At 67.8% G+C, this 19,808-nt stretch carries 14 protein-coding genes and 2 pseudogenes; 5 read left to right on the top strand and 11 right to left on the bottom strand.

The features are described from left to right. Positions 1-28: 28 nt before the first annotated feature. Positions 29-1,000, bottom strand: coding sequence for a homoserine kinase (locus ACN28I_RS45240; RefSeq protein WP_420948067.1), 972 nt, complete (start codon positions 998-1,000; stop codon positions 29-31). A 144-nt stretch (positions 1,001-1,144) separates the two neighbouring features. Here ACN28I_RS45240 and ACN28I_RS45235 point away from each other — a divergent pair, with 144 nt between their 5' ends. Next, positions 1,145-2,743 (top strand): tetratricopeptide repeat protein, encoded by a 1,599-nt coding sequence (locus tag ACN28I_RS45235; protein ID WP_420948066.1) that lies wholly within the window; start codon positions 1,145-1,147, stop codon positions 2,741-2,743. Positions 2,744-2,775: 32 nt separating this feature from the next. Here ACN28I_RS45235 and ACN28I_RS45230 read toward each other — a convergent pair whose 3' ends face one another. The 7 genes and pseudogenes from ACN28I_RS45230 to ACN28I_RS45200 form a co-directional block, all read right to left on the bottom strand. After that, positions 2,776-3,378 carry a head protein gene (locus ACN28I_RS45230; protein WP_420948065.1) on the bottom strand — a complete coding sequence of 201 codons (603 nt, stop codon included), beginning with the start codon at positions 3,376-3,378 and terminating at the stop codon, positions 2,776-2,778. 35 nt (positions 3,379-3,413) lie between these two features. Continuing rightward, positions 3,414-3,623 carry a hypothetical protein gene (locus ACN28I_RS45225; RefSeq protein WP_420948064.1) on the bottom strand — a complete coding sequence of 70 codons (210 nt, stop codon included), beginning with the start codon at positions 3,621-3,623 and terminating at the stop codon, positions 3,414-3,416. A 478-nt stretch (positions 3,624-4,101) separates the two neighbouring features. Continuing rightward, entirely contained in the window at positions 4,102-4,596 is a 495-nt protein-coding gene (locus tag ACN28I_RS45220) for a hypothetical protein (protein ID WP_420948063.1), read from the bottom strand. Next, entirely contained in the window at positions 4,593-5,924 is a 1,332-nt protein-coding gene (locus ACN28I_RS45215) for a cyclic nucleotide-binding domain-containing protein (protein ID WP_420948062.1), read from the bottom strand. The genes ACN28I_RS45220 and ACN28I_RS45215 overlap by 4 nt, the downstream gene beginning before the upstream one ends. Before the next feature lie 43 nt (positions 5,925-5,967). Then, positions 5,968-7,980, bottom strand: a complete 2,013-nt coding sequence (locus tag ACN28I_RS45210) for an FHA domain-containing protein (RefSeq protein ID WP_420948061.1) — start codon at positions 7,978-7,980, stop codon at positions 5,968-5,970. 293 nt (positions 7,981-8,273) lie between these two features. Further along, positions 8,274-8,901 (bottom strand): annotated as a pseudogene (locus ACN28I_RS45205) (hypothetical protein). Positions 8,902-8,912: 11 nt separating this feature from the next. Continuing rightward, entirely contained in the window at positions 8,913-10,595 is a 1,683-nt protein-coding gene (locus ACN28I_RS45200; RefSeq protein WP_420948060.1) for a hypothetical protein, read from the bottom strand. Positions 10,596-10,812: 217 nt separating this feature from the next. Between ACN28I_RS45200 and ACN28I_RS45195 the strand changes: the two genes are divergently transcribed. The 4 genes and pseudogenes from ACN28I_RS45195 (at position 10,813) to ACN28I_RS45180 (ending at position 17,314) form a co-directional block, all read left to right on the top strand. After that, positions 10,813-12,723, top strand: a complete 1,911-nt coding sequence (locus ACN28I_RS45195) for an N-6 DNA methylase (protein WP_420948059.1) — start codon at positions 10,813-10,815, stop codon at positions 12,721-12,723. Next, positions 12,713-14,101, top strand: coding sequence for a restriction endonuclease subunit S (locus ACN28I_RS45190; protein WP_420948058.1), 1,389 nt, complete (start codon positions 12,713-12,715; stop codon positions 14,099-14,101). Before ACN28I_RS45195 ends, ACN28I_RS45190 begins: the two co-directional genes overlap by 11 nt. Positions 14,102-14,103: 2 nt before the next feature. After that, positions 14,104-16,917, top strand: a pseudogene (locus tag ACN28I_RS45185) (type I restriction endonuclease subunit R); the annotation flags it as partial. Between the two features lie 19 nt (positions 16,918-16,936). Then, complete coding sequence (locus ACN28I_RS45180; protein WP_420948840.1) at positions 16,937-17,314, top strand: type I restriction enzyme endonuclease domain-containing protein; 378 nt, start codon at positions 16,937-16,939, stop codon at positions 17,312-17,314. Between the two features lie 60 nt (positions 17,315-17,374). Here ACN28I_RS45180 and ACN28I_RS45175 read toward each other — a convergent pair whose 3' ends face one another. The 3 genes from ACN28I_RS45175 to ACN28I_RS45165 all read right to left on the bottom strand — a co-directional run bounded on the left by ACN28I_RS45175 (position 17,375) and on the right by ACN28I_RS45165 (position 19,753). Continuing rightward, positions 17,375-18,046, bottom strand: coding sequence for a hypothetical protein (locus ACN28I_RS45175; protein ID WP_420948057.1), 672 nt, complete (start codon positions 18,044-18,046; stop codon positions 17,375-17,377). A gap of 116 nt (positions 18,047-18,162) precedes the next feature. After that, positions 18,163-18,852, bottom strand: a complete 690-nt coding sequence (locus ACN28I_RS45170; protein ID WP_420948056.1) for a hypothetical protein — start codon at positions 18,850-18,852, stop codon at positions 18,163-18,165. Positions 18,853-19,201: 349 nt separating this feature from the next. After that, on the bottom strand, positions 19,202-19,753 hold the full coding sequence (locus ACN28I_RS45165; protein WP_420948055.1) for a YceI family protein: 552 nt from the start codon (positions 19,751-19,753) through the stop codon (positions 19,202-19,204). Positions 19,754-19,808: the final 55 nt, after the last annotated feature.

The following is a 19,808-nucleotide window of genomic DNA, read 5'->3' as shown; positions in this document are numbered from 1 at the left end:
GCTGAGCTGGAATCCCCGCCGCGCGCGCTCACACCCCGACGAGCGCGCGCAGTCCCTCGGGCCCCATGTGGGAGAGGGCCCGCGCCCGGGCGAGGTAGGTGCGGAAGTCCTTGGGTGACAATTTGTCAGGCGGCAGCCCGGACAGGTGGAAATCGCGGATGCGGCTGGCGGTGTAACGCACCGCTCCGAAGAGGGCGTGGCCGAAGAGGCTCTCGCGCTCCACCGGCACCAGCGAGCGCTCCACCTGGTAGCCGCGCAGCAGCGCCCGGCACAGCTCCGGCCGGTAGGCGCCGTTGTCGAAGCACCACGCGTTGAGGGTGATGGCCACGTCCAGCGCGTAGAAGTCCCGGCACGCCATCTCGAAGTCGAAGAAGGCGCTCACCCGGTCCCCCAGCCACTTCACGTTGTCCATGAAGAGGTCCGCGTGGATGATGCCGCGCGGCTCCAGGCCTCCGCGCGCCGACTCGGCCTGGGCCAGGTAGCCCTGCAGCTCTCCGGCGATGGCGGACAGCTCCGCGTCCGGGTGGCTCCGCAGCCCCTCCAGCCAGCCGCCCACCACCTCCGGGCCGTACGGGTTGGGATTCGTACCGCCGAAGGACAGGGTGACGCGGTGCAGCTTGCCCAGCTCCAGGCCCAGCGACTCCAGGTGCTCCGGGGTGAGCTGCGCGCGGGTGAGCTCCTCGCCCGCCAGCCACGCGAAGACACTCACCCGGCCGCCCTCCATTTCCAGGAAGGGAGCGCCCTCGCGCGTGCGGACGAGCCGCGGCGCGGGGCAGTGGGACTCGTTGAGCAGCGAGAGCAGCTCCGCCTCGAAGCGCAGCACCTCGGCCGAGCGCACCGTGGTGTGCCGCACGAAGAAGCGGCCCGAGGCCGTCACCAGCCGGTAGTTGGAGTTGATGGACCCCTGGGGGATGCCGCTGAATTCGCGGACCGTGCCCAGCCCGTAGGCTTCCGCCAGCCGGTTGAAGGCCTCCGCGTCGATGGTGGTGTAGAGCGCCATGATGTCCTCCCCGCGGCACACGCGCCGCCCCGGATGGGTGCCCCGCGTTGACGCTTGGGGGTGTCGTGCCTATCTACGGCCGACCCCATCGTCTCATCCATAAACGTCTGAAACCATTCAAATTTCGTTTGGGAGGCAGCCTCCATGACCGCGACGAATGGAAGCAACGGCGGACAGCGGGACGGGCGGAGGCGGGAGAGCCTGCCGAGCGCGCTGGCGCAGATCGGCGTGGTGGCGGTGCTGCTGGCGGGCGCGGTGACGTACGTGGTGCACCGGGGACAGGTGCGCCAGCAGGTGGACGCGCGGATGAAGGCGGCGCGGACGCAGGCGCAGCGCGACAACCCGGCGGATCTGCGCAAGGCGCTGACGGAGCTGGACGCCCTCTTCCAACTGGACGCGGACGCGCGGGACGGCCGGGCGCTGGCGGCGGACCTGCACATGCGGCTGTGGCTGGAGCACCGCCAGCCGGAGGCCGAGGCCCGGGCCCGCGAGCACCTGGCGCGCGCCGAGGCGTTGGACTCGCGCTCGGGTGAGCGCTACGGCGCGCGGGCGATGCTGCTGCTGGCCGAGGGCAAGGCAGCGGAGGCGGAGAAGTACCTGGAGGACTTGAAGACGCAGGGCGCCAAGAGCCCCAAGCTGGCGCTGGCCGAGGCCCAGGCACTGCTGGCGCGCGGGCGGCTGTCGGATGCGCGGCAGGCCTTCGCGCGGGCCAGTGAGGCGGCGTGGCGCGAGCCGCGCTACCCGGTGGCCCATGGCGAGGCGCTGCTCGATGAGGGCATGTACGGCCAGGCCGCCGAGGCACTGAAGAAGGCCACGGCCGCCAACGCGGACCACCTGCGCGCGCGCCTCTCGCTGGCGCTCGCCCGGCTGTACCAGGGCACGGGGCGGGAGGAGGCCACCAGGACGGTGACGGACGTGCTGGCGCGCGAGGCCGAGCTCACCCCGGCGTTGAAGGCCCGGGCCCGGGTGGTGAAGGCCGCGCTGGCGCTGACGGAAGGCCAGACGGACGAGGCGCTGAAGGAGGCCGGAGAGGCGCTCGCCGCGTCCCCGGACGAGCACCATGCCCTCTTCATCCGCGCGCGGGCCATGGCCCAGAAGAAGGACACGGGCGCACGCACGGCCTTCCTGGAGGCGGTGGCGAAGCGGCGCACGGCCACCCTGCTCTACCTGGATGGCGCGAAGGCGCTGCAGCAGGCGGGGGATGGCGAGGGCGCCCTGGCGCTGCTGGATGCGTACGAGACCGTCTTCCGCGACGTGCAGGTGCCGTCCGCCGAGGGCAAGACGGTGGGCGCGCTGGAGCGGGACGACCGGTACTGGCTGGCGCGAGGCCAGGTGATGGAGGCGCTGGCGCGTTCGGAGGACGCGATGGCGGCGTATGACCGGGCGCTCGCGGTGAAGGGCGTGGGCCTGGCGCGTGCGCAGTACGCCAAGGCCACGCTGCTGCTGGCGCGCAAGGACTACGACGCGGCCCGGCCCCTGCTCACGGAGGTGGCCCCGGAGAGCGGCATGGGCGCCATGCCCGAGGCCTACGAGGCCATGGGAGAGCTGCTCTTCGCCCAGGGCGAGTTCGCCAAGGGCTGCCAGCACTACTTCTTCGGGCTGAGCCGCGCCCAGCTCAACGGGGCGCCCCTCGAGACGCTGAAGGCCAAGGCCACGGACGTGGAGAAGCGGCTGGCGGCCGGGGGCCAGCCCGCCATGGCCAAGGCCTGGAAGACCGAGGCGGACGCGCTGCTGCAACAGTAGACGCGGCCGCCGGGGCTGTCGGGCAACAGCTTCTACGCCCCCGGCCCTTCGTGCGCGCTCCCCTTCCGCCGCGCATGGAGCTTCTCCACGACAGAGAATGGGAACATGGCGCGGTGTTTGATGTTTCGGTAATACACCGCGAGGTAGTGCTCGCCGCCAATCTGGATGACGGCCTGAGCCGGGGGCTCGGACTGGCTGCCAAACCAGGCATCCGCCTCGTCACGAGTGTTGAACGTGGCCACCACCGGAGGCAGGCCGTCCCTCCTCATCTCCTCGAGATAGAACTCGAGCGTCGGATGAGGGAGGAAGGTGCGCCAATCGCTCTCGCGGCGATACGCCACCACATGGTACTCGCCCGCGATCAGGACATAAGCCATGGCCGGCGGCTTGGGATGATTCGCCAGCCAGGAATCCGCCTCTTCGCGCGTCTTGAAAGCGGCGACCACCGGGGCTGGGGACTCGACATCCAGACTCTCCCGATAGTCCACGAACTCGTAGGTCAGACCCGTTGCCCAGATGAATCGGAGCGCGTCGGCCGCGGCACGAAGCAACTCCTGCTCCTCTGGGGTCTGGGTCTTCTCATGGACACGTCCGAGAAGATCTACCGCGTCGTTGATCAGGTCTCCGATTGCCATGGTGACGCCGCCAGAATGTGGATCCCGCGCGGGGATCATGATGCCGCCAACAACAAAGCCGGAACGAGGAGCAGTGCGCCGCCACTGGACGCAACCGCAACAAAGGCAACCCCTGCGATGACGACCGTTCCCCCCACCAGAATCTCCTGACGGTATCGCTTCAACCAATCAACCGCCTGGCCCGCGGCCGAAAAATCGAGAACGCGTTCGCCCTGCGCATTCTTGCAATCGATATAGGGCCGCATGCATCGGCGCTCACAGTATTCACGCTTCCCGCCCTTCCCCCGGTCCCGAGTCGACATGTGCCCATAGCCTCGGGGGACAGGGGTGCTCATACACTCACTGATGCATTGACGGTTCTCTTCATCGCAGTCGCGACGGCTGGCAGCAGCCGCGAGCACGATACGTCCGTAGGTTCTCTCAGCTCGGGACTGGAGCCTGAAGGGCGAGAGGTCAACCTCCTCGGCGGGTCGCCAGCTATGCGTGACACGACCGCCAGGGGACTCCTGGATGACGAGCACGTAACGGTCGAGCTCTTCGACGGCTGGAGAAAAAGCGCCACCGGTCATTCCCACGGACCCGTGGGTGCTCGCATCATCGGCTGGACTCGGATGAGCCGGCCCCGATGCACAGCCCGATACGAGCACCCCCAAGAGGGCCATCGTTCTCAGGAGCAGGTAGCAATTCGCGCGGTACGAGGGACAGGGAGGGGGCACGAGATGCTCAGAAGAGCTCGGTCGGGCTCAAGGTGCGGTGCTTCGCCTGCACGATGCGCCACTCGCCGTCGTCCTGCTTCTCGAAGGTGCCCTCGATCAGGTAGGCGCTCAGCACGCTCTCCTGCGCCAGGGTCTCGAGCTGATCCGTCTGCGAGCGGCCGAAGATGATCTTCAGCTGCACGTCGCCGCGGCTGGGATTCACCTCGGTGACGTTCAGGTCCTTCACGAAGATGCGGACCCAGTTGCCCCGGAGCACCTGGCCCAGCAGCACGCCCTTCACCTGCTGCTTGTCCCAGCCCTCGCCCGTCTGGAAGTTCTCGGCCACGCCCTCCATCAGCTCGGCCATGTCCTTGCGCTCGGCGGCGTCGGTCATCTGCACCACCTTGCGCGTGATGGCCTCCTTCACCCCGGGCTCCTCCCGGGGCCAGAAGAACAGCACCGCGCCCGCGGCCAGCAGCGCCAGCACCACTCCCAGCACCTGCCCTCGCGACAACGTCATCATGCGCCGCCACTCTCCGTCACCAGCTCGTCCGCGTCGATGATCTCCGCGGGCCGCAGCGCCTCGCCGATCTGCTTCAGCCGGCGATCCGAGAGCTGCTCCAGGTACTTCTTGATGTGCGGATACGCCTTCACCAGCTCGTGGAAGGCCGAGCGCTCGAGGAACGAGGTGGCCGTCTTGCGTGCCGACACCACCGTGGCCGTCGCGCGCAGGCCGGTGAGCAGGGAGATCTCCCCCGCCACCTCGCCCTCGCGCAGCACGCCCAGGCGCACCGTGCCACCGGCCGGGTCGTCCTTCTGCACCACCAACTCCCCCGCGAGCACCAGGAAGAGGCCCGGCGAGTGCTCGCCCTCCACCAGCACCTTCTCCCCGGGCTGCAGGGCGCGGAAGGTGAAGCGCTGCAGGAGCGCGGCGCGCTCGGACTCGGGCATGGGCTGGAACAGCGGCGAGGTGGCCGTCAGGTTCCGCTCCATGCGCTTCTGCGCGAAGGTGGCCAGCACCTGCGGCATCGAGGGGAAGCTCTTGGCCACCGCGTTGAGGTGCTCGCGGCGGAGCTCGAACACCTCGATGTCCGACACCGCGGTGACGGTGGCCGTGGTGGCCGCGCCCGTGAGCAGCGACAGCTCTCCGAAGATGGAGCCGCCCCCGAGAAAGCCCAGCGTCCGCTCCTCCCCCTCGGACTGCCGCGTCACCTCGGCCTTGCCGGCGACGATGACGTGCAGCCGGTCCGTGGCCTCGCCCTCGCGGCTCACCACCTCCTCGGGCTTGATGGAGCGGTAGCCCATGCGGCCCACCAGGTCGATGAACGCGTCGCGCTCCAGGTCCGCGAAGAGCGGCAGGGGCGGCCGGTCGTTGGGGTTGGCCGTGCCACCCGGATCCGGCGCGGCGAGCACCTCGATGGCCCGGTCGCTCAGCTCCTCGCCGGACAACCCCATCAGGTCCGTGTCCACCTTGCCGTCATAGAGCGTCTCGGGCGGCAGCGGCGGGGGCACCGAGGCGCGTCCGGCCACGTTGCGCGCCGCGCGCGCGTGCAGCCGCACCAGCGTGTCCTTCAGCCGCCGCTCCTGGGGCGCCACCTCCAGGCCCAGCTTGCAGGCGGCCATCGCGGACAGCAGGTAGTCGCGCCGCAGCAGGCCCTCGGCGCAGGCGTGATAGACGGTGACCGCCCGCTCGCGCTCGCCCAGCTCCAACAGACACCGCGCCGCCAGCATCCGCGAGCGGTGATCCGCCGGGAGCCGACGCACCGCCTCCGCGAACACCGCGAGCGCCCGCTCGAACTGGCGATCCTCCAGCAGGTCCAGACCCAGTTCCCGCAACGATGACTCGTTCATCCCTCTCCTCCACGAACCATGGGGACCGACCCTACCCCACTCCCTACTGTTCGAGGGCCAGGAGTTGCGTCTCCGCCTTGGTCTTCAGCTCGGAGCCCTCGGCCGCGAGCTGGACGACCAGCCGGAACTTCTCCATGGCCTCCTCGGGCTCCCGGTCACGGATGAGGTAGGCCGACTTGAACAGGTCATTCAACCGGCTCTGGACGGACGCGAGTCCCGCCTGGGCCTTGGCGTCCTCCGGGCTCAGGCGCAGGGCGTCGTTGAAGAAGGCGTTGGCATTGGCCAGGTCGTTGCGCGCCAGGGCCGCCTTGCCCGCGACGACGGCGGAGGCCGCGAGCTGGCCGTTGAGCGTGTCCCCGACGGGGCCCCTGAAGCCGATCTGCCGGTACAGCTCGGCCGCCGAGCGCAGCGGGCGGGCCGCGGACTCCAAGGAGTTGGCCTGCACCTTGCGCTGCGCATCCTGGTAGACGCGGGCGAACTGGGGCAGGAGCTTCTTGAGCAGCTTCGCCCGGTCGCGGATCTCCTTGTCATCCGAGTGGGCGTCGATGACCCGGTCGCACTCGAGCGCCGCGCGCGAGTAGTCGCCCGCGTTGAAGCGCTGCTCCACCGGGGAGAAGGCGGTGGCGATGAAGGCCGCGCGCTGCTCCTTGGCCCGGCGGGCGGCGGCGGCGCGCGCGGCGCGGTCCTGGGCGGCGGCGTCCTTGTCCTCCTGGTCGAGCTCCAGCTCCAGATCGTCCAGCTTGCTCAGGAAGAGCGGCTGACGCTCGAGGGGGAGCTGGCGGATGAGCACCCGGGCGCCCTCCACGTCGCGGGCATCCAGGGCCATCTCCACCTGCTTCACCCGCCAGGAGAGCTCCGCCGTGGCCAGCTCGGCGTCGAGCTTCTCGCGCAGCTCCTCCGTCTTCACGGTGCCGTGCGGCGTCTTGGACAGCAGCTCGCGCGCCTCCTCGAACTTGTTCTCGCCGGCGAGCTGGCGCACCTGCTCGAAGGTCTGCACGATGGACAGCTCCATGCGCGCCGTCTGGAGGAAGCCGTTCGTGGGCAACCCCGGGAAGACGGCCTCGGCCTCCTCGGCCAGCTTCACCGCCTGCGCGTAATCGCCGTTGCGGAAGGCGGTGCGCGCCTCCTGCATCGTCTCCCGGGCCAGCTCCTCCTTGGGGTTGGGCGGCGGCGGGGGCGGCGGGCCCCGCTTGATGAAGAGCACGCCACCGCCGATCAGGGCGATCAGCAACACCAGCGCGGCGGCGGCCAGCAACCCCAGGTTGGTGCGCGGGGGCGGGCTGCGGCGGGGGATGTCATGGATGGAGCGGATCTGCGTCTTCTTGTCCTTCTCGGCGTCGGGCGCTCCACCGCCCTCGGGGGTGGCGCTGGAGTCACCCGAGGTGCCCGCTGCGGGGGCCTCGGCGGCCTTCCTGGCGGCTTCCTCCTCCTCCTTCGCCTTGCGCTCGGCCTCTTCCTTCTCCTTGCGCTCGGCCTCCTCGGCGGCGAGGCGCATCTGCCGGACGGCCTCCTGCTCGTCGATGAGGCGCAGCCTCGTGCGGCCGATGGCGATGACGTCGTTGTGCTTGAGCTTGCACTCGTCCACGCGCTCGTCATTCACGCGGGTGCCGTTGCCGCTGACGAGGTCGCGCAACATCACGCCACTCTCGCCGCCGTACACCAGCTCCACGTGGCGGCGCGACACGGACTGATCCAGGAGCATCAGGTCGCAGTCCTGGCCCCGGCCGATGACCATGCGGACGCTCCGGAAGCGCTTCTTCCGGCCCTGGTCCGGGCCCTCGAGGATCTCCAGCGTCAGGGGCGGACCGGCGCGCGTGGCATCCGGGTTGTCGTCATCCTCCACGCCGGGCGTGGGGGTGCCCTCGTCATCGTAGCCCTCGCCGGTATCCTCGTCGGGCGGGTACGACGCGTCCTCGGCGGCGCCGTAGTCCTCCTCCTCGCGGGGAGCATTGCGGCGCACCGCGCTGGCGGACTTGATGCGGGTGCTGTCCTGCGGAGCCTGCTGGGGCTCGTCGGACGGGGACCTGCGGGAGGAGCGGCGGTTCGGGGGGGCCATGCGGACCGGCATCTTAGAGCGCCCGTCCCCACCGCCCAACCCCGCTGAACAACAAGGCCTTTCCGGGCGCAGGCAGGCCGCTTCCACCCGCTCGGAAGCCGCTCACTCGTAGTCGACTACGAGTGAAGCGGCACCTACATGTAGGCACAGGTAAGCTCACTCGTAGTCGACTACGAGTGACACCCGCTCCGGACCCTTTCCGGCGCCAGCGTCCATGAATCCCACCGTGCTCTGGAGCCGGTGCTCGAGCGCTCCCGCCAGGCGCCAACCCGCCATGCCGTGTCCGAGTTGGCTCAGGAGAGGATGCAATCGAACTTCTCGATGACGGCCCTGAAGGCTTCCTCGGTGGTCTCGTGGCGTCTGGCGAGGGCCGGGGCGTAGAACGTCACGGCCCTGGTGGAGGGAGGATCCCTGTACTGCCCCTCCACGATGATCGGGCGAAAACCTCCCGGCCACTGGACGCTGTTGCAGCTCGCGGGCTCGCCCGATGGGGTCCAGGAGGGTGAAGCAGGGCCACTTGGGAAAACGAAGGGTGGCGGGGTCACAGCCCATGATGCGGCAGCCATCCAGCCGGGCCTCGGTGAAGTCGCAATCCTTGATGGCTCCGTGCTCCCAACCTGTGCCGTAGTCGGGCCAGTGCCCGAAGTCGCACCCGCTCAGCCGCCCCTTGAAGCGGCACCCCTCGAGGGAGGCCTTCACCCATTGTTGGTGGTTTTTCAGCTCCTGCTTCACCTCGAAGGTGCAGTCAATGAACCGTGCCCCAACGATGATCAAGTTCCTGGCGGAGACCTTCAGGATGACGGTGCAGTTTCTAAGCGACAGGTTGGGGCCAAGGAAATAGAGCGAATTCTTGTCTGTCAACTCCAGCCGCTCATCCGCAATCTCCTTGTCCTCCATGAGGACGTTCTCCAGCCACCCCATGATTGCTCCTTTCAGAAGGTGAGCATCCGGAAGAGCTCGCCCGCCATGCGCCTGCCGTGACGCGCCAGATTCGTCTCCGTGCCGGAGAGAATCTCGTACTTTCGGCCCGTCTTCAGGTCAACCACGTCCACTCCCTGGTGTTTGTACCGGAGGGCCCCTCTCAACTGGGCTTTGACCTCTTCGTGCACGAAGCGTCCTCGGGCTTCGCGTTCCAACAGCCGCGCCAGCCAGTATTTGCCCCGCTTCAGGGCCTCGTCGATGGCATCTCGCTCGTTGCGCGAGAGCCTGTCGGGCCCCCACTTCCTGGCGGCCTTGGTGACAGCCTCCTGGAGCATGTCGCCCACCCTGTCCTTGGCGGGAATGTCCGCGGCCGACTTGCCCCGGGGCAGGTGCCAGCGCTGGCTGTCGCTGAGCACCACCTGCCGGTTGCCGCCCCGGTGGCGGATGACGGTAGCGGAGGAGCGGCCCCCCGAGGCCGTTTCCGCCCCACGGCCCGGCCCCTGCTTGAGCATCACCACGGCCAGGGGGCCCTGGGGTGAAGTGGCCACCATCTCCGCCGCCGCCACCGCCCGGGCCAGTGCTCCCTCCGAAGCGAGCGCCGCCTCCGTGGCCTCCAGCCGCCTCATGACGGCGGCTCCCCCCTGCGCCTCGAACTGCGCCCCTGCCGCGTGGAAGCCCGGCAGCGACCTCACCCGCGCCACCACCTGCCCCAGCGTGTGCCCGCTCAGCGTGGCCACCGCGAGGATCATCGCCCTCGCCGCGTCCTCGCCCAGCACCTGGCCGAACTCCGCACCGGCCGCGCGCAGCTCCTCGAAGGTGGTGGCGTGGTGCGCCACCTCGGCCATGCGGGCCCAGCCGTCCATCAGCCCGTACACCGTCCCCAGGCCCAGGTAGCCCGTCAGCAGCAGGGTCATTCCAGCGGCGAGGGCCTTCGTGGTTGGCTCGGGCACCAGCCACATCGTGCAGTACAGGGCCACCGTCCAGACGACCATGGAGACGAGCGCCCGCCCGTCCAGTAGCTCGCGTCCCAGGGCCGCCTGCGTCTCGTCGAGCACGTGGCCCAGGGCGATGGACAAGGCCAGGGTGCGCCGGTCATCGGCGCGCAGGTAGCCCCCGTCATCCAGCAGCCCCCGGCAGTCGCCGCCGCCCCGGGGCTCACACCACCGGAGGTACTTCTCCCTCAGCGCCTGTTCAGCCTCGGGGGTGAGGACGACGGGGCCCTCCTGGTGCTCGGGAATCCAGGTGAGGGCCTCGCCCCGGTGCTGCTCCAGCGTCCAGTAGCCCGAGGCTTCCACCCGGGCCTCCTCGGGGGGCGGTCCCAGGGGCCCGAGCAACTCGTGGGCGGCCTGCCGGGGTGTCCTCGCCCCCAGCCGCACGTCCCGGGCGAGCCGCTGGAAGGCTTGCTGAAAGTCGGCCCTGGGAATGCGCACCGGCCGGGTGGCGAGGGTGCCGGGCTCCAGGAAGTCCACCACGTACACGGTGGCGGACTCCAGGCCGGGCTCCACCGTGGCGGCCACACGCTCCTGGGGGGCCGGCGGGGGCGTGAGCGGATTGTAGCGGTAGCCCGCGAAGCGGCCGTGGGGAGCGCCCGTGGCACACGCGAGGTGGAAGACGAGGACGATGAGAGCGCAGGCACCGGCGCAGGGGCCCAGACGCGCACTCGGAGGGCGAGCGCCGGGAAGACGGTTGGGCACGGCGTACCTCCGGAAGCGACGCGGCCCGGAAGCCGCCGCTCCGGAAGTACACGGAAGTACGGGTGTGCCCGTCAAGCCACCGGATGGGCCGAGCGCGGCAGAGGACCCAGGGAGTCCTCTGCGCGCCGGGCAGAGCTCGAGTTCTCGGCGGCGGGAGCTTGCGTCAGCCCTGAAGCCCCGTGAGATCTCTCGGGGAACCCGCTAGGTTCTGGGCCCGATGCCCGCCAGCACCAGCCGACTCTCCCCCCAACAGCGCCGAACCGCTCTCGAGCAGCTCGGCCGTGATCGCCTCATCACCCTCACTGGCCACTTCAGATTGGAAGTCGGTGACAAGCGCGTCGCCGCCAACCACGTGAGCGCCCTGCTCCAGGCCCGGAGCGTGGACTTCTCCGAGTTGCTGGGGCTCCTCAAGCGCGAGGAGCTTCAGTCCATCTGCGAGGCCCTGGGCGTGGACACGGGTGGCCGCGAGAAGGAGATGCTCGTGCGGAGGATTCTCGGCGGCGGGGAGGGAGGCCAGGAGGAGCTGCCCCTCGCCGAGGCCGCTCCCGAGGAGGCACCCGCGGAGAAGCCCAAGGCAGGCCGCGCCAAGGCCCAGAAGAACGGGGGGGACCTCGGGTTCGAGGCCACGCTCTGGCAGGCCGCGGACAAGCTGCGCAACAACATGGACGCGGCCGAGTACAAGCACGTCGTCCTCGGGCTCATCTTCCTGAAGTACATCAGCGATGCCTTCGAGGAGCGCCGCGCCCAGCTCCTGGCCGAGGTGGACCAGGGGGCGGATCCGGAGCACCCCGACGAGTACCGGGCGGAGAACATCTTCTGGGTCCCCCGGGAGGCCCGCTGGGATCATATCCAGGGCCAGGCCAAACAGCCGAGCATCGGCAAGCTCATTGATGACGCCATGGTCGCCATCGAGCGGGACAACCCCAGCCTCAAGGGGGTGCTGCCCAAGGAGTACGCCCGGCCCGGTCTGGACAAGCAGCGCCTGGGGGAGCTGATCGACCTCATCGGCACCATTGGCCTGGGCGACCGGGAGAACCGCAGCAAGGACATCCTGGGCCGCGTCTACGAGTACTTCCTCTCGGAGTTCGCCAGTGCCGAGGGAAAGAAAGGCGGCCAGTTCTACACGCCCCGCTCGGTGGTGAAACTGCTCGTGGAGATGCTCGCGCCGTACCGGGGACGGGTCTACGACCCCTGCTGCGGCTCTGGAGGCATGTTCATCCAGAGCGAGAAGTTCGTGGAAGCCCATGGCGGCAAGCTCGGGGACATCTCCATCTTCGGCCAGGAGTCCAATCCCACCACCTGGAAGCTCGCGAAGATGAACCTCGCCATCCGGGGCATCGACGCGAACCTTGGGACCGAGAACGCTGACAGCTTTCACCGGGACCACCACAAGGACTTGAAGGCCGACTACATCCTCGCGAACCCGCCGTTCAATGACAGCGACTGGGGCGGGGACCGACTCCGCGAGGATGTCCGATGGAAGTACGGCGTGCCCCCATCAGGGAACGCGAACTTCGCCTGGGTCCAGCACTTCATCCACCACTTGGCGCCTACCGGGACCGCCGGCTTCGTACTCGCGAACGGCAGCATGTCCTCGGACCAGGGCGGCGAGGGGGAGATCCGCCGGGCCATGGTCGAGGCCGACCTCGTGGATTGCATGGTCGCGCTCCCAGGACAACTCTTCTACTCGACCCAGATTCCGGTTTGTCTCTGGTTTCTCACTCGCAACAAGAAGAACAATCAGCACAGGGACCGAAGGGGCGAGACCCTCTTCATCGACGCGCGGAAACTCGGGCGGATGCTCGACCGAACCCAGCGAGAACTTACCGATGAAGACCTCCAACGGGTCGCTAGCACTTATCACGCTTGGCGTGGGGACAAAGCTGCCAACTCCTATCGAGATATCCCAGGCTTCTGCAAAGCGGCTCTCATGGATGAGATCGCCACACACGGCTTCGTGCTGACACCGGGTCGGTATGTTGGCGCTGAAATGTCCGAAGAAGACGGCGAAGACTTTGCTCTGAAGATGGCACGTCTGACCGCGACTCTTTCGGCACAATTTCGAGAGTCCGAACGCGTAACGATCGCGATTCGCAAAAACCTTCGGGGCCTCGGATATGGCGACTGAGCAACTGTTCAACGTGCCAGAACATTGGGACACTCTGACGCTTGGGGAGGCGTGTACTCGTGGTGGCGGTGACGTTCAGACTGGTCCATTCGGCAGCCAGCTTCACGCTTCCGACTACGTTCCACACGGCATCCCTTCGATCATGCCCCAGAACATTGGGGATAACCGCATCATCACTGAAGGGATTGCCCGGATCACGTTAGCAGATGCTGAACGCCTTTCCCGGTATCGAGTGAAGCAGGGAGACATCATCTACAGCCGTCGTGGCGATGTGGAGCGACGGGCACTGGTTCGAGCTGAAGAGGACGGGTGGCTTTGCGGAACGGGATGTCTCCGAGTCCGCTTTGGCTCAGGCCCAATCAATCCTAAGTACGCAACCTACTACTTGGGGCACCCTGCTGCTCGTGAGTGGATCGTCCGCCATGCAGTAGGGGCGACCATGCCCAACCTGAACACGAGCATTTTGTCGTCCTTGCCGTTCGTCATTCCACCAAGAGCTGAGCAGGAACAAATTGCCGAGGTCCTCGGAAGCTTCGACGACAAGATCGACCTGAACCGACGCATGAACCAGACCCTTGAGGCCATGGCCCAGGCCCTATTCCGGTCTTGGTTCGTGGACTTCGACCCGGTCCGGGCCAAGGCCGAGGGGCGACAGCCCGAGGGCATGGACGCGGCGACGGCGGCGCTGTTCCCAAGCAGGCTAGCTGATGCGAACGGGACTCAGCTTCCAGAAGGATGGTCTCGGTCGCGGCTTGGACAGGAAGTGGGTCGCTGCGGAGGCATGATTCAGACTGGCCCTTTTGGGAGCCAGCTCCATGCGTCGGATTATGTGTCGCATGGTGTACCGGTAGTAATGCCAAAAGACATCTCGCTCCGACACGTGAGCACAACCGACATCGCTCGGGTTCGCCATGAGGACGCTCAGCGGCTTGCGCGCCATCAGCTATGTGAGGGCGATCTAGTCTATAGCCGTCGCGGTGACGTGGAGCGGCACGCATTAGTCGGCATTCGGGAGCAAGGATGGCTATGTGGCACGGGGTGCCTCCTCGTTCGCCTTGGCCCCAAATGGCCGTCACCAATCTATGTCTCGCTCGCACTCAGCCAGCCAAAAGCGAAAGCATGGATCTCTCAACACGCTATCGGCGCGACGATGCCGAACCTCAATACGGGAATCCTCGCTAACGTGCCATTGCTCGTTCCTCCCGACGAGGTTCTTGTTACGTTCTCAGGTATCGTGAGCGCGCTGGAGGCGCAGATCGTGCAAAACCAACGCCAATCTGAAACCCTGGAACAACTCCGTAACCTCCTGCTTCCAAAGCTTCTCTCCGGGGAAATTCGCGTGCGTGAGGCTGAGACCCAACTCGCAGCGAGCGCCTGATCATGAGCCCGAGCCTCACCGAGTCCGTGGCCGAGGAGGAGGCGCTTCGCTGGTTCGAGGAGCTGGGGTACTCGGTTGTCCTCGCCCAGAAGAACGACCCCGGACCGGAGCGGGAGAACCTCGGCGAAGTGCTCCTCGCGGCTCGCCTCCGTGCCGCCGTTGATCAACTGAACCCCACCATTCCGCAAGCTGCTCGTGACGAGGCAGTACGCAAGGTGCTGGTCCAGGAACACCCCTCCCTGGTCCAGGAGAACCGGCGCAACCACCGACTGCTCGTGGATGGCGTCGCAGTGGAGTACATGCGGGACGGTCGAATCGTCGGGGACCACGTCCGACTGCTCGACTTCGAGAACCCGGAGCACAACGACTGGCGGGTGGTCAGTCAGTTCACGGTCGTGGAGAACGGGCACAACCGCCGCCCGGACCTGACGGTGTTCGTGAACGGGCTCCCGCTCGCTCTCATCGAGCTGAAGAACGCCGCCGACGAGGAGGCCACCATCTGGACGGCCTTCCACCAGCTCCAGACGTACAAGAAGGACATCCCTTCCCTCTTCCGCTTCAACGAGCTCCTCGTCGTCAGTGACGGCCTGGAGGCCCGCCTGGGCTCGCTGACGGCCAACCGGGAGCGGTTCGCCCCCTGGAGGACCATCGAAGGGGAAGCGCTGGCTCCCCCCACCCTCCTGGGGCTGGAAGTCCTTCTCAAGGGCGTCTTCGACAAGCGCCGGTTCCTGGACCTGGTGCGGCACTTCATCGTCTTCGAGCAGGACGGCCCCGACGTGGTGAAGAAGCTCGCGGGCTACCACCAGTTCCACGCGGTCCAGCGGGCCGTGGACGCGACGGTCCAGGCCTCGCGGCCGAAAGGAGACCGTCGAGCCGGCGTGGTCTGGCACACGCAGGGCTCGGGCAAGAGCCTCACGATGGCCTTCTTCTCCGGCAAGGTCATCCTCCACCCGCGCATGGAGAACCCGACGGTCGTGGTGCTCACAGACCGCAACGACCTGGACGATCAGCTCTTCGGGACCTTCAGCCGCTGCCATGAGCTGCTCCGCCAGAAGCCCGTCCAGGCCGAGGACCGGGCGGACCTGCGCACGAAGCTGAAGGTCGCCAGCGGCGGCGTCGTCTTCACGACCGTCCAGAAGTTCATGCCCGAGGAGAAGGGCGACCGCTTCCCGCTGCTGTCCGACCGCCGCAACATCGTCGTGGTCGCCGACGAGGCGCACCGCAGCCAGTACGACTTCATCGACGGCTTCGCCCGGCACCTCCGGGACGCGCTCCCGAATGCCAGCTTCATCGGCTTCACGGGCACGCCCATCGAGGCCACGGACAAGAACACCCGGGCGGTCTTCGGCGAGTACGTCAGCGTCTACGACATCCAGCGGGCCGTCGAGGACGGGGCCACCGTCCCCATCTACTACGAGGGCCGGCTCGCCAAGCTGGAGCTGAAGGAGGCCGAGCGTCCCCGGATCGACGAGGCCTTCGAGGAGCTCGCCGAGGGCGAGGAAGAGGTCCGCCGGGAGAAGCTCAAGAGCAAGTGGGCCCAGCTCGAGGCCATCGTCGGCACCGAGAAGCGGCTCCAGCTCATCGCCCGGGACCTGGTGGCCCACTTCGAGCGGCGGCTCGAGGCCATGGACGGCAAGGCCATGATCGTCTGCATGAGCCGGCGCATCTGCGTGGAGCTGTACCGGGAGCTCACCCGGCTCCGGCCCGAGTGGCACAGCGACGAGGACGGCCAGGGAAGCATCAAGGTCGTGATGACGGGCTCCGCCTCGGACCCGCTCGACTGGCAGCCCCACATCCGCGGCAAGGCGGGCCGGGAGGCGCTGGGCAAGCGCTTCAAGGCCCCGAAGGATGCGCTGAAGCTGGTCCTGGTCCGGGACATGTGGCTGACGGGCTTCGACGCGCCCTCGGTCCACACCATGTACGTGGACAAGCCCATGCGCGGCCACGGGCTCATGCAGGCCATCGCCCGGGTGAACCGCGTCTTCAGGGACAAGCCCGGCGGGCTGGTCGTGGACTACCTGGGATTGGCGGACCAGCTCCGCTCGGCCCTGGCCACGTACACGGAGGCCGGTGGCCGGGGCTCAACGGCCATCGACCAGCAGGAAGCCGTCGCGGCCATGCTGGCCCGGTTCGAGGTCTGCCAGGACCTGTTCCATGGCCTCGACTACGCGCACGTTCTCGGCAACCCGAAGCAGTTGCTGAACTTCCTGCCCACCGCCCAGGAGCACATCCTCCAGCAGGAAGACGGCAAGGACCGCTTCGTCCAGGTCGTCTCGGAACTTGGCAAGGCCTTCGCCCTGGCGGTGCCCCACGAGGAGGCACTCCGGATCCGTGACGAGGTGGCGTTCTTCCAGGCCGTCAAGGCCGCCCTGGTCAAACGGGCGGCCGTGGACGCCAGGCCCGAGGAGGACCTCGACCATGCCATCCGGCAGATTGTCTCGAGGGCCGTGGCCGCTTCCGAGGAGGTCGTGGACATCTTCCAGGCGGCCGGCCTGAGGAAGCCCGACATCAGCATCCTCTCCGACGAGTTCCTCGCCGAGGTCCGAGGTCTGCCGCAGAAGAACGTGGCCCTGGAGCTGCTCCGCAAGCTCCTCAACGACGAGCTGAAGCGCCGCTCCCGGACCAACCTCGTCCAATCCCGGGCCTTCTCGGAGATGCTCGAGCGGGCGCTCCGGTCGTACCGGAATCGGGCCATTGAGACGGCGCAGGTCATCGAGGAGCTCATCAAGCTCGCCGAGGACATGCGGCAGGCGCAGGCGCGTGGCGAGGCGCTGGGCCTCACCGAGGATGAACTGGCCTTCTACGAGGCGCTGGGCGTCAGCGACGCGGCGGTGAGTGTCATGGGCGACAAGGTGCTCCGGCTCATCGCCCAGGAGGCTCACGGAGACCATCCGCAAGAACGTGAGCATCGACTGGACGCAGCGGGAGAGCGCCCAGGCGAAGCTCAGGACGATGGTGCGGCGGCTCCTCAGAAAGCACGGGTATCCACCCGACAAGCAGGAGCAGGCCACGCAGACGGTCATGGAGCAGGCGGAGCGGCTCTGCGAGACCTGGGCCGAGGACGGCCTGCTGGAAGCCACGGTGACCCCCCTGCCCGGCCCACGGTACGCCGCCGGGACACCGGCAGAGCTTCCGTTGGCCGCCGACGCGGAGCGGGCCCAAAGGCCGTCGAGTCCCTCGCAGGGGACGAAGCCTCGGAAGCCCCGGAAGTAGGAGCGCCGCCCAACGAAGCAAGGAGGGGCGCCCACCCTCGCGGATCGGCGCCCCTCCCTGTCAGGGCCTGGCCTGCAACGACGAGCGTTCCACCGCGAGACACTCCTGGAGCACCGCGATGAGCTTCTCCAGCTCCGCGACGGGTACCTCCTGGAAGGTGACGAACGCCTTGTCGCCCTCGGCCCGGACGCGCACCTCGGTGGTGGCGAAACGCTGAGGAATGAGCTGCCTCAGGATCAGCCAGCGCAGCCGCTCCCGGATGCGGACGTGCTCCCAGACAGGCTTGGGCCTGGGCGGGGACACCGCCCGCCGCATCTCCTCCAGGCTGCATTCCGCGAAGGTCTTCACCACCACCGAGCCCTCCGGCCGCGGCACCCGGATGGACAGGAACCCCGGATCCGGGTCCGGCCATTGGCCAATCCCGGGAGGGTTCGCCCGCAGGTACCTGGACAGAAGCTTGAGCCGCTCCACGCCGTACTTCTGGGTGACGGCGCTCCCCCAGTAGGTGGCCGCATCGGTGTACGTGTTCAGTGTTTCCCGGGTGAGTCCCTTCACGTTCTGGCTCAGGAATTCCCAGGCGTTCCTGTAGCCCGCGGTCTCCGCCAGCTTCCTGCTCAGCGCGGAGTGATACGCGAGGCCGAGCTCGTTCTGGACCGAGCACCCGGTCGCGAAGAGCGAGTTGAGGCTGGTGGAGACCTTCTTCAGCTCCGCGATGGCTTCTTGCCTCGTCATGACTGTCATGTGTGTTGCCCCCCCTCGAGAAGAGCCGCCTCGGGCGGCGGAGACGACAGCGGGGAGGGGCACCGGCCCGGACTGGCCGGTGCCCCTCCCCGCCCGCCTGGATCACCTCACGCGGAAGCCGGCGTCTCCGTGTCCGCGAGGGTGGGCTCGGCGCTGATGCCGTCCTGGATGGCCGTCGTGAGCCGCACCAGCTCCGTCATCGGCACGTCCTGCAGGCTGATGAGCGTCTTGCCCCCCTTGTTGCGCGAGGAGAAGCGGACCTGGGCCACCCCCGAGAAGCGGGTGAAGATGCTGTCCTCGAGGAACAGCAGGCGCGCCTGGTCCGCGATGGGGACGCGCGAGACGGGCGGGGCCCGCTTGGCCCGGGTGCCCCGCTCCAGCTCGTCCACGCTGCACTCGGCGAAGGACTTCGTCACCACCGTGCCGTCGTCCCGCGGCACCTCGATGCTCATGGGGCCCGGGTCCGCCGGGATGGAGATGTTGGCCACGTCCGCGTAGCGGAGGAGCTTCCGCAGGTTGCCCATGCCGTACTGGGTGCAGACGGCCTCCGTGAAGTTGCGCGCCACGGTGCCGTAGACGGTCAGGGTGGACTGCGAGAGCGCCTTCACGTGGGCGATGAAGTAGTCCTGCGTGCTCTTGTACCCGGCGATCTCCGCCAGCCGCCTGTCCACGACGTGGTTGTAGAGCACGCCGATCTGGTGGTTGGCGGTGCTGCCCTGCCGGGCCAGAGCGTTGATGGTGTCGCGAATCTGGTCGAGCGTCATGTCGACGCCCACCGCGGTCATCGTCTTGTTCATGGTGCGTCCCCCCTCGGGGTTGTGTGCATCGCCACTGTGAATCAGCGGCACACGGAGACAGAGCAGGACGCGGGCCAAAGACAGACACACGGGGTTTCAAGGCGTTATGAAAAGGGCATGAGGGGAAAGGGTCTGCGTTCTCCACACGCAGTCCACGAAACGGGACGGTCATGCCCCAGGCGTCTGGGGATGCCGTGTTCCGGCACACAGGCAGGCCCATGCGGCACTCGTAGTCGACTACGAGTGATGTAGCATAAAAAACCACATCACTCGTAGTCGACTACGAGTGACCCGCGTGAGCGTCCCCACTTTCAGGTGCCAGGTCCGTTCTCGTCCCGCTCGACCAGGCTCAGGCGGCCTTCTCGGCGCTCTGGGCCTTGACCGCCTGGACCTCGAGGGCGATCTCGATCTTCTCACCGACGAGGACGCCGCCGGTCTCCAGCGCCTGGTTCCACTTCAGGCCGAAATCCCGCCGGTCGATGGAGGTCTTCGCCTCGAAGGCGGCCTTGATGTTGCCCCAGGGGTCCTTGCCCACGCCGAGCTGCTCGGCCTCGAGGACGACTTCGCGGGTGATGTCGCGGATGGTCAGATTGCCCGTCACCCGGAGACCGTTGCCCGAGGACGGCTCCACCTGGGTGCTCTGGAAGGTGATGACGGGGAACTTCTCCACGTCGAAGAAGTCCGGCGAGCGCAGGTGGTCATCGCGCTGCTGGACACCGGTGTCGATGCTCGGCGTCTCGATGCGCACGGAGACGGACGAGGCGGTGGGATCCTGCTCGTCCAGGGTCACCGTGCCGCTGAACTTCCGGAAGCTGCCGCGCACCTTGGAGATGACCATGTGGCGGACGGTGAAGTGGATGCCAGAGTGGGTCAGGTCGATGTTCCAGGTTCCGTTGGCCATGTTCGTGTTCCTTCTCGGTGAGGAGTTGCGTTGTCTGATGAGTTGAAGGTAGCGG

Origin of the sequence: Archangium gephyra (assembly GCF_049060025.1) — a bacterium.
GTDB lineage: Bacteria > Myxococcota > Myxococcia > Myxococcales > Myxococcaceae > Archangium > Archangium gephyra_A.
Note: the sequence above shows the minus strand (reverse complement) of the source record. Positions and strands in the feature narration are given on the sequence as shown.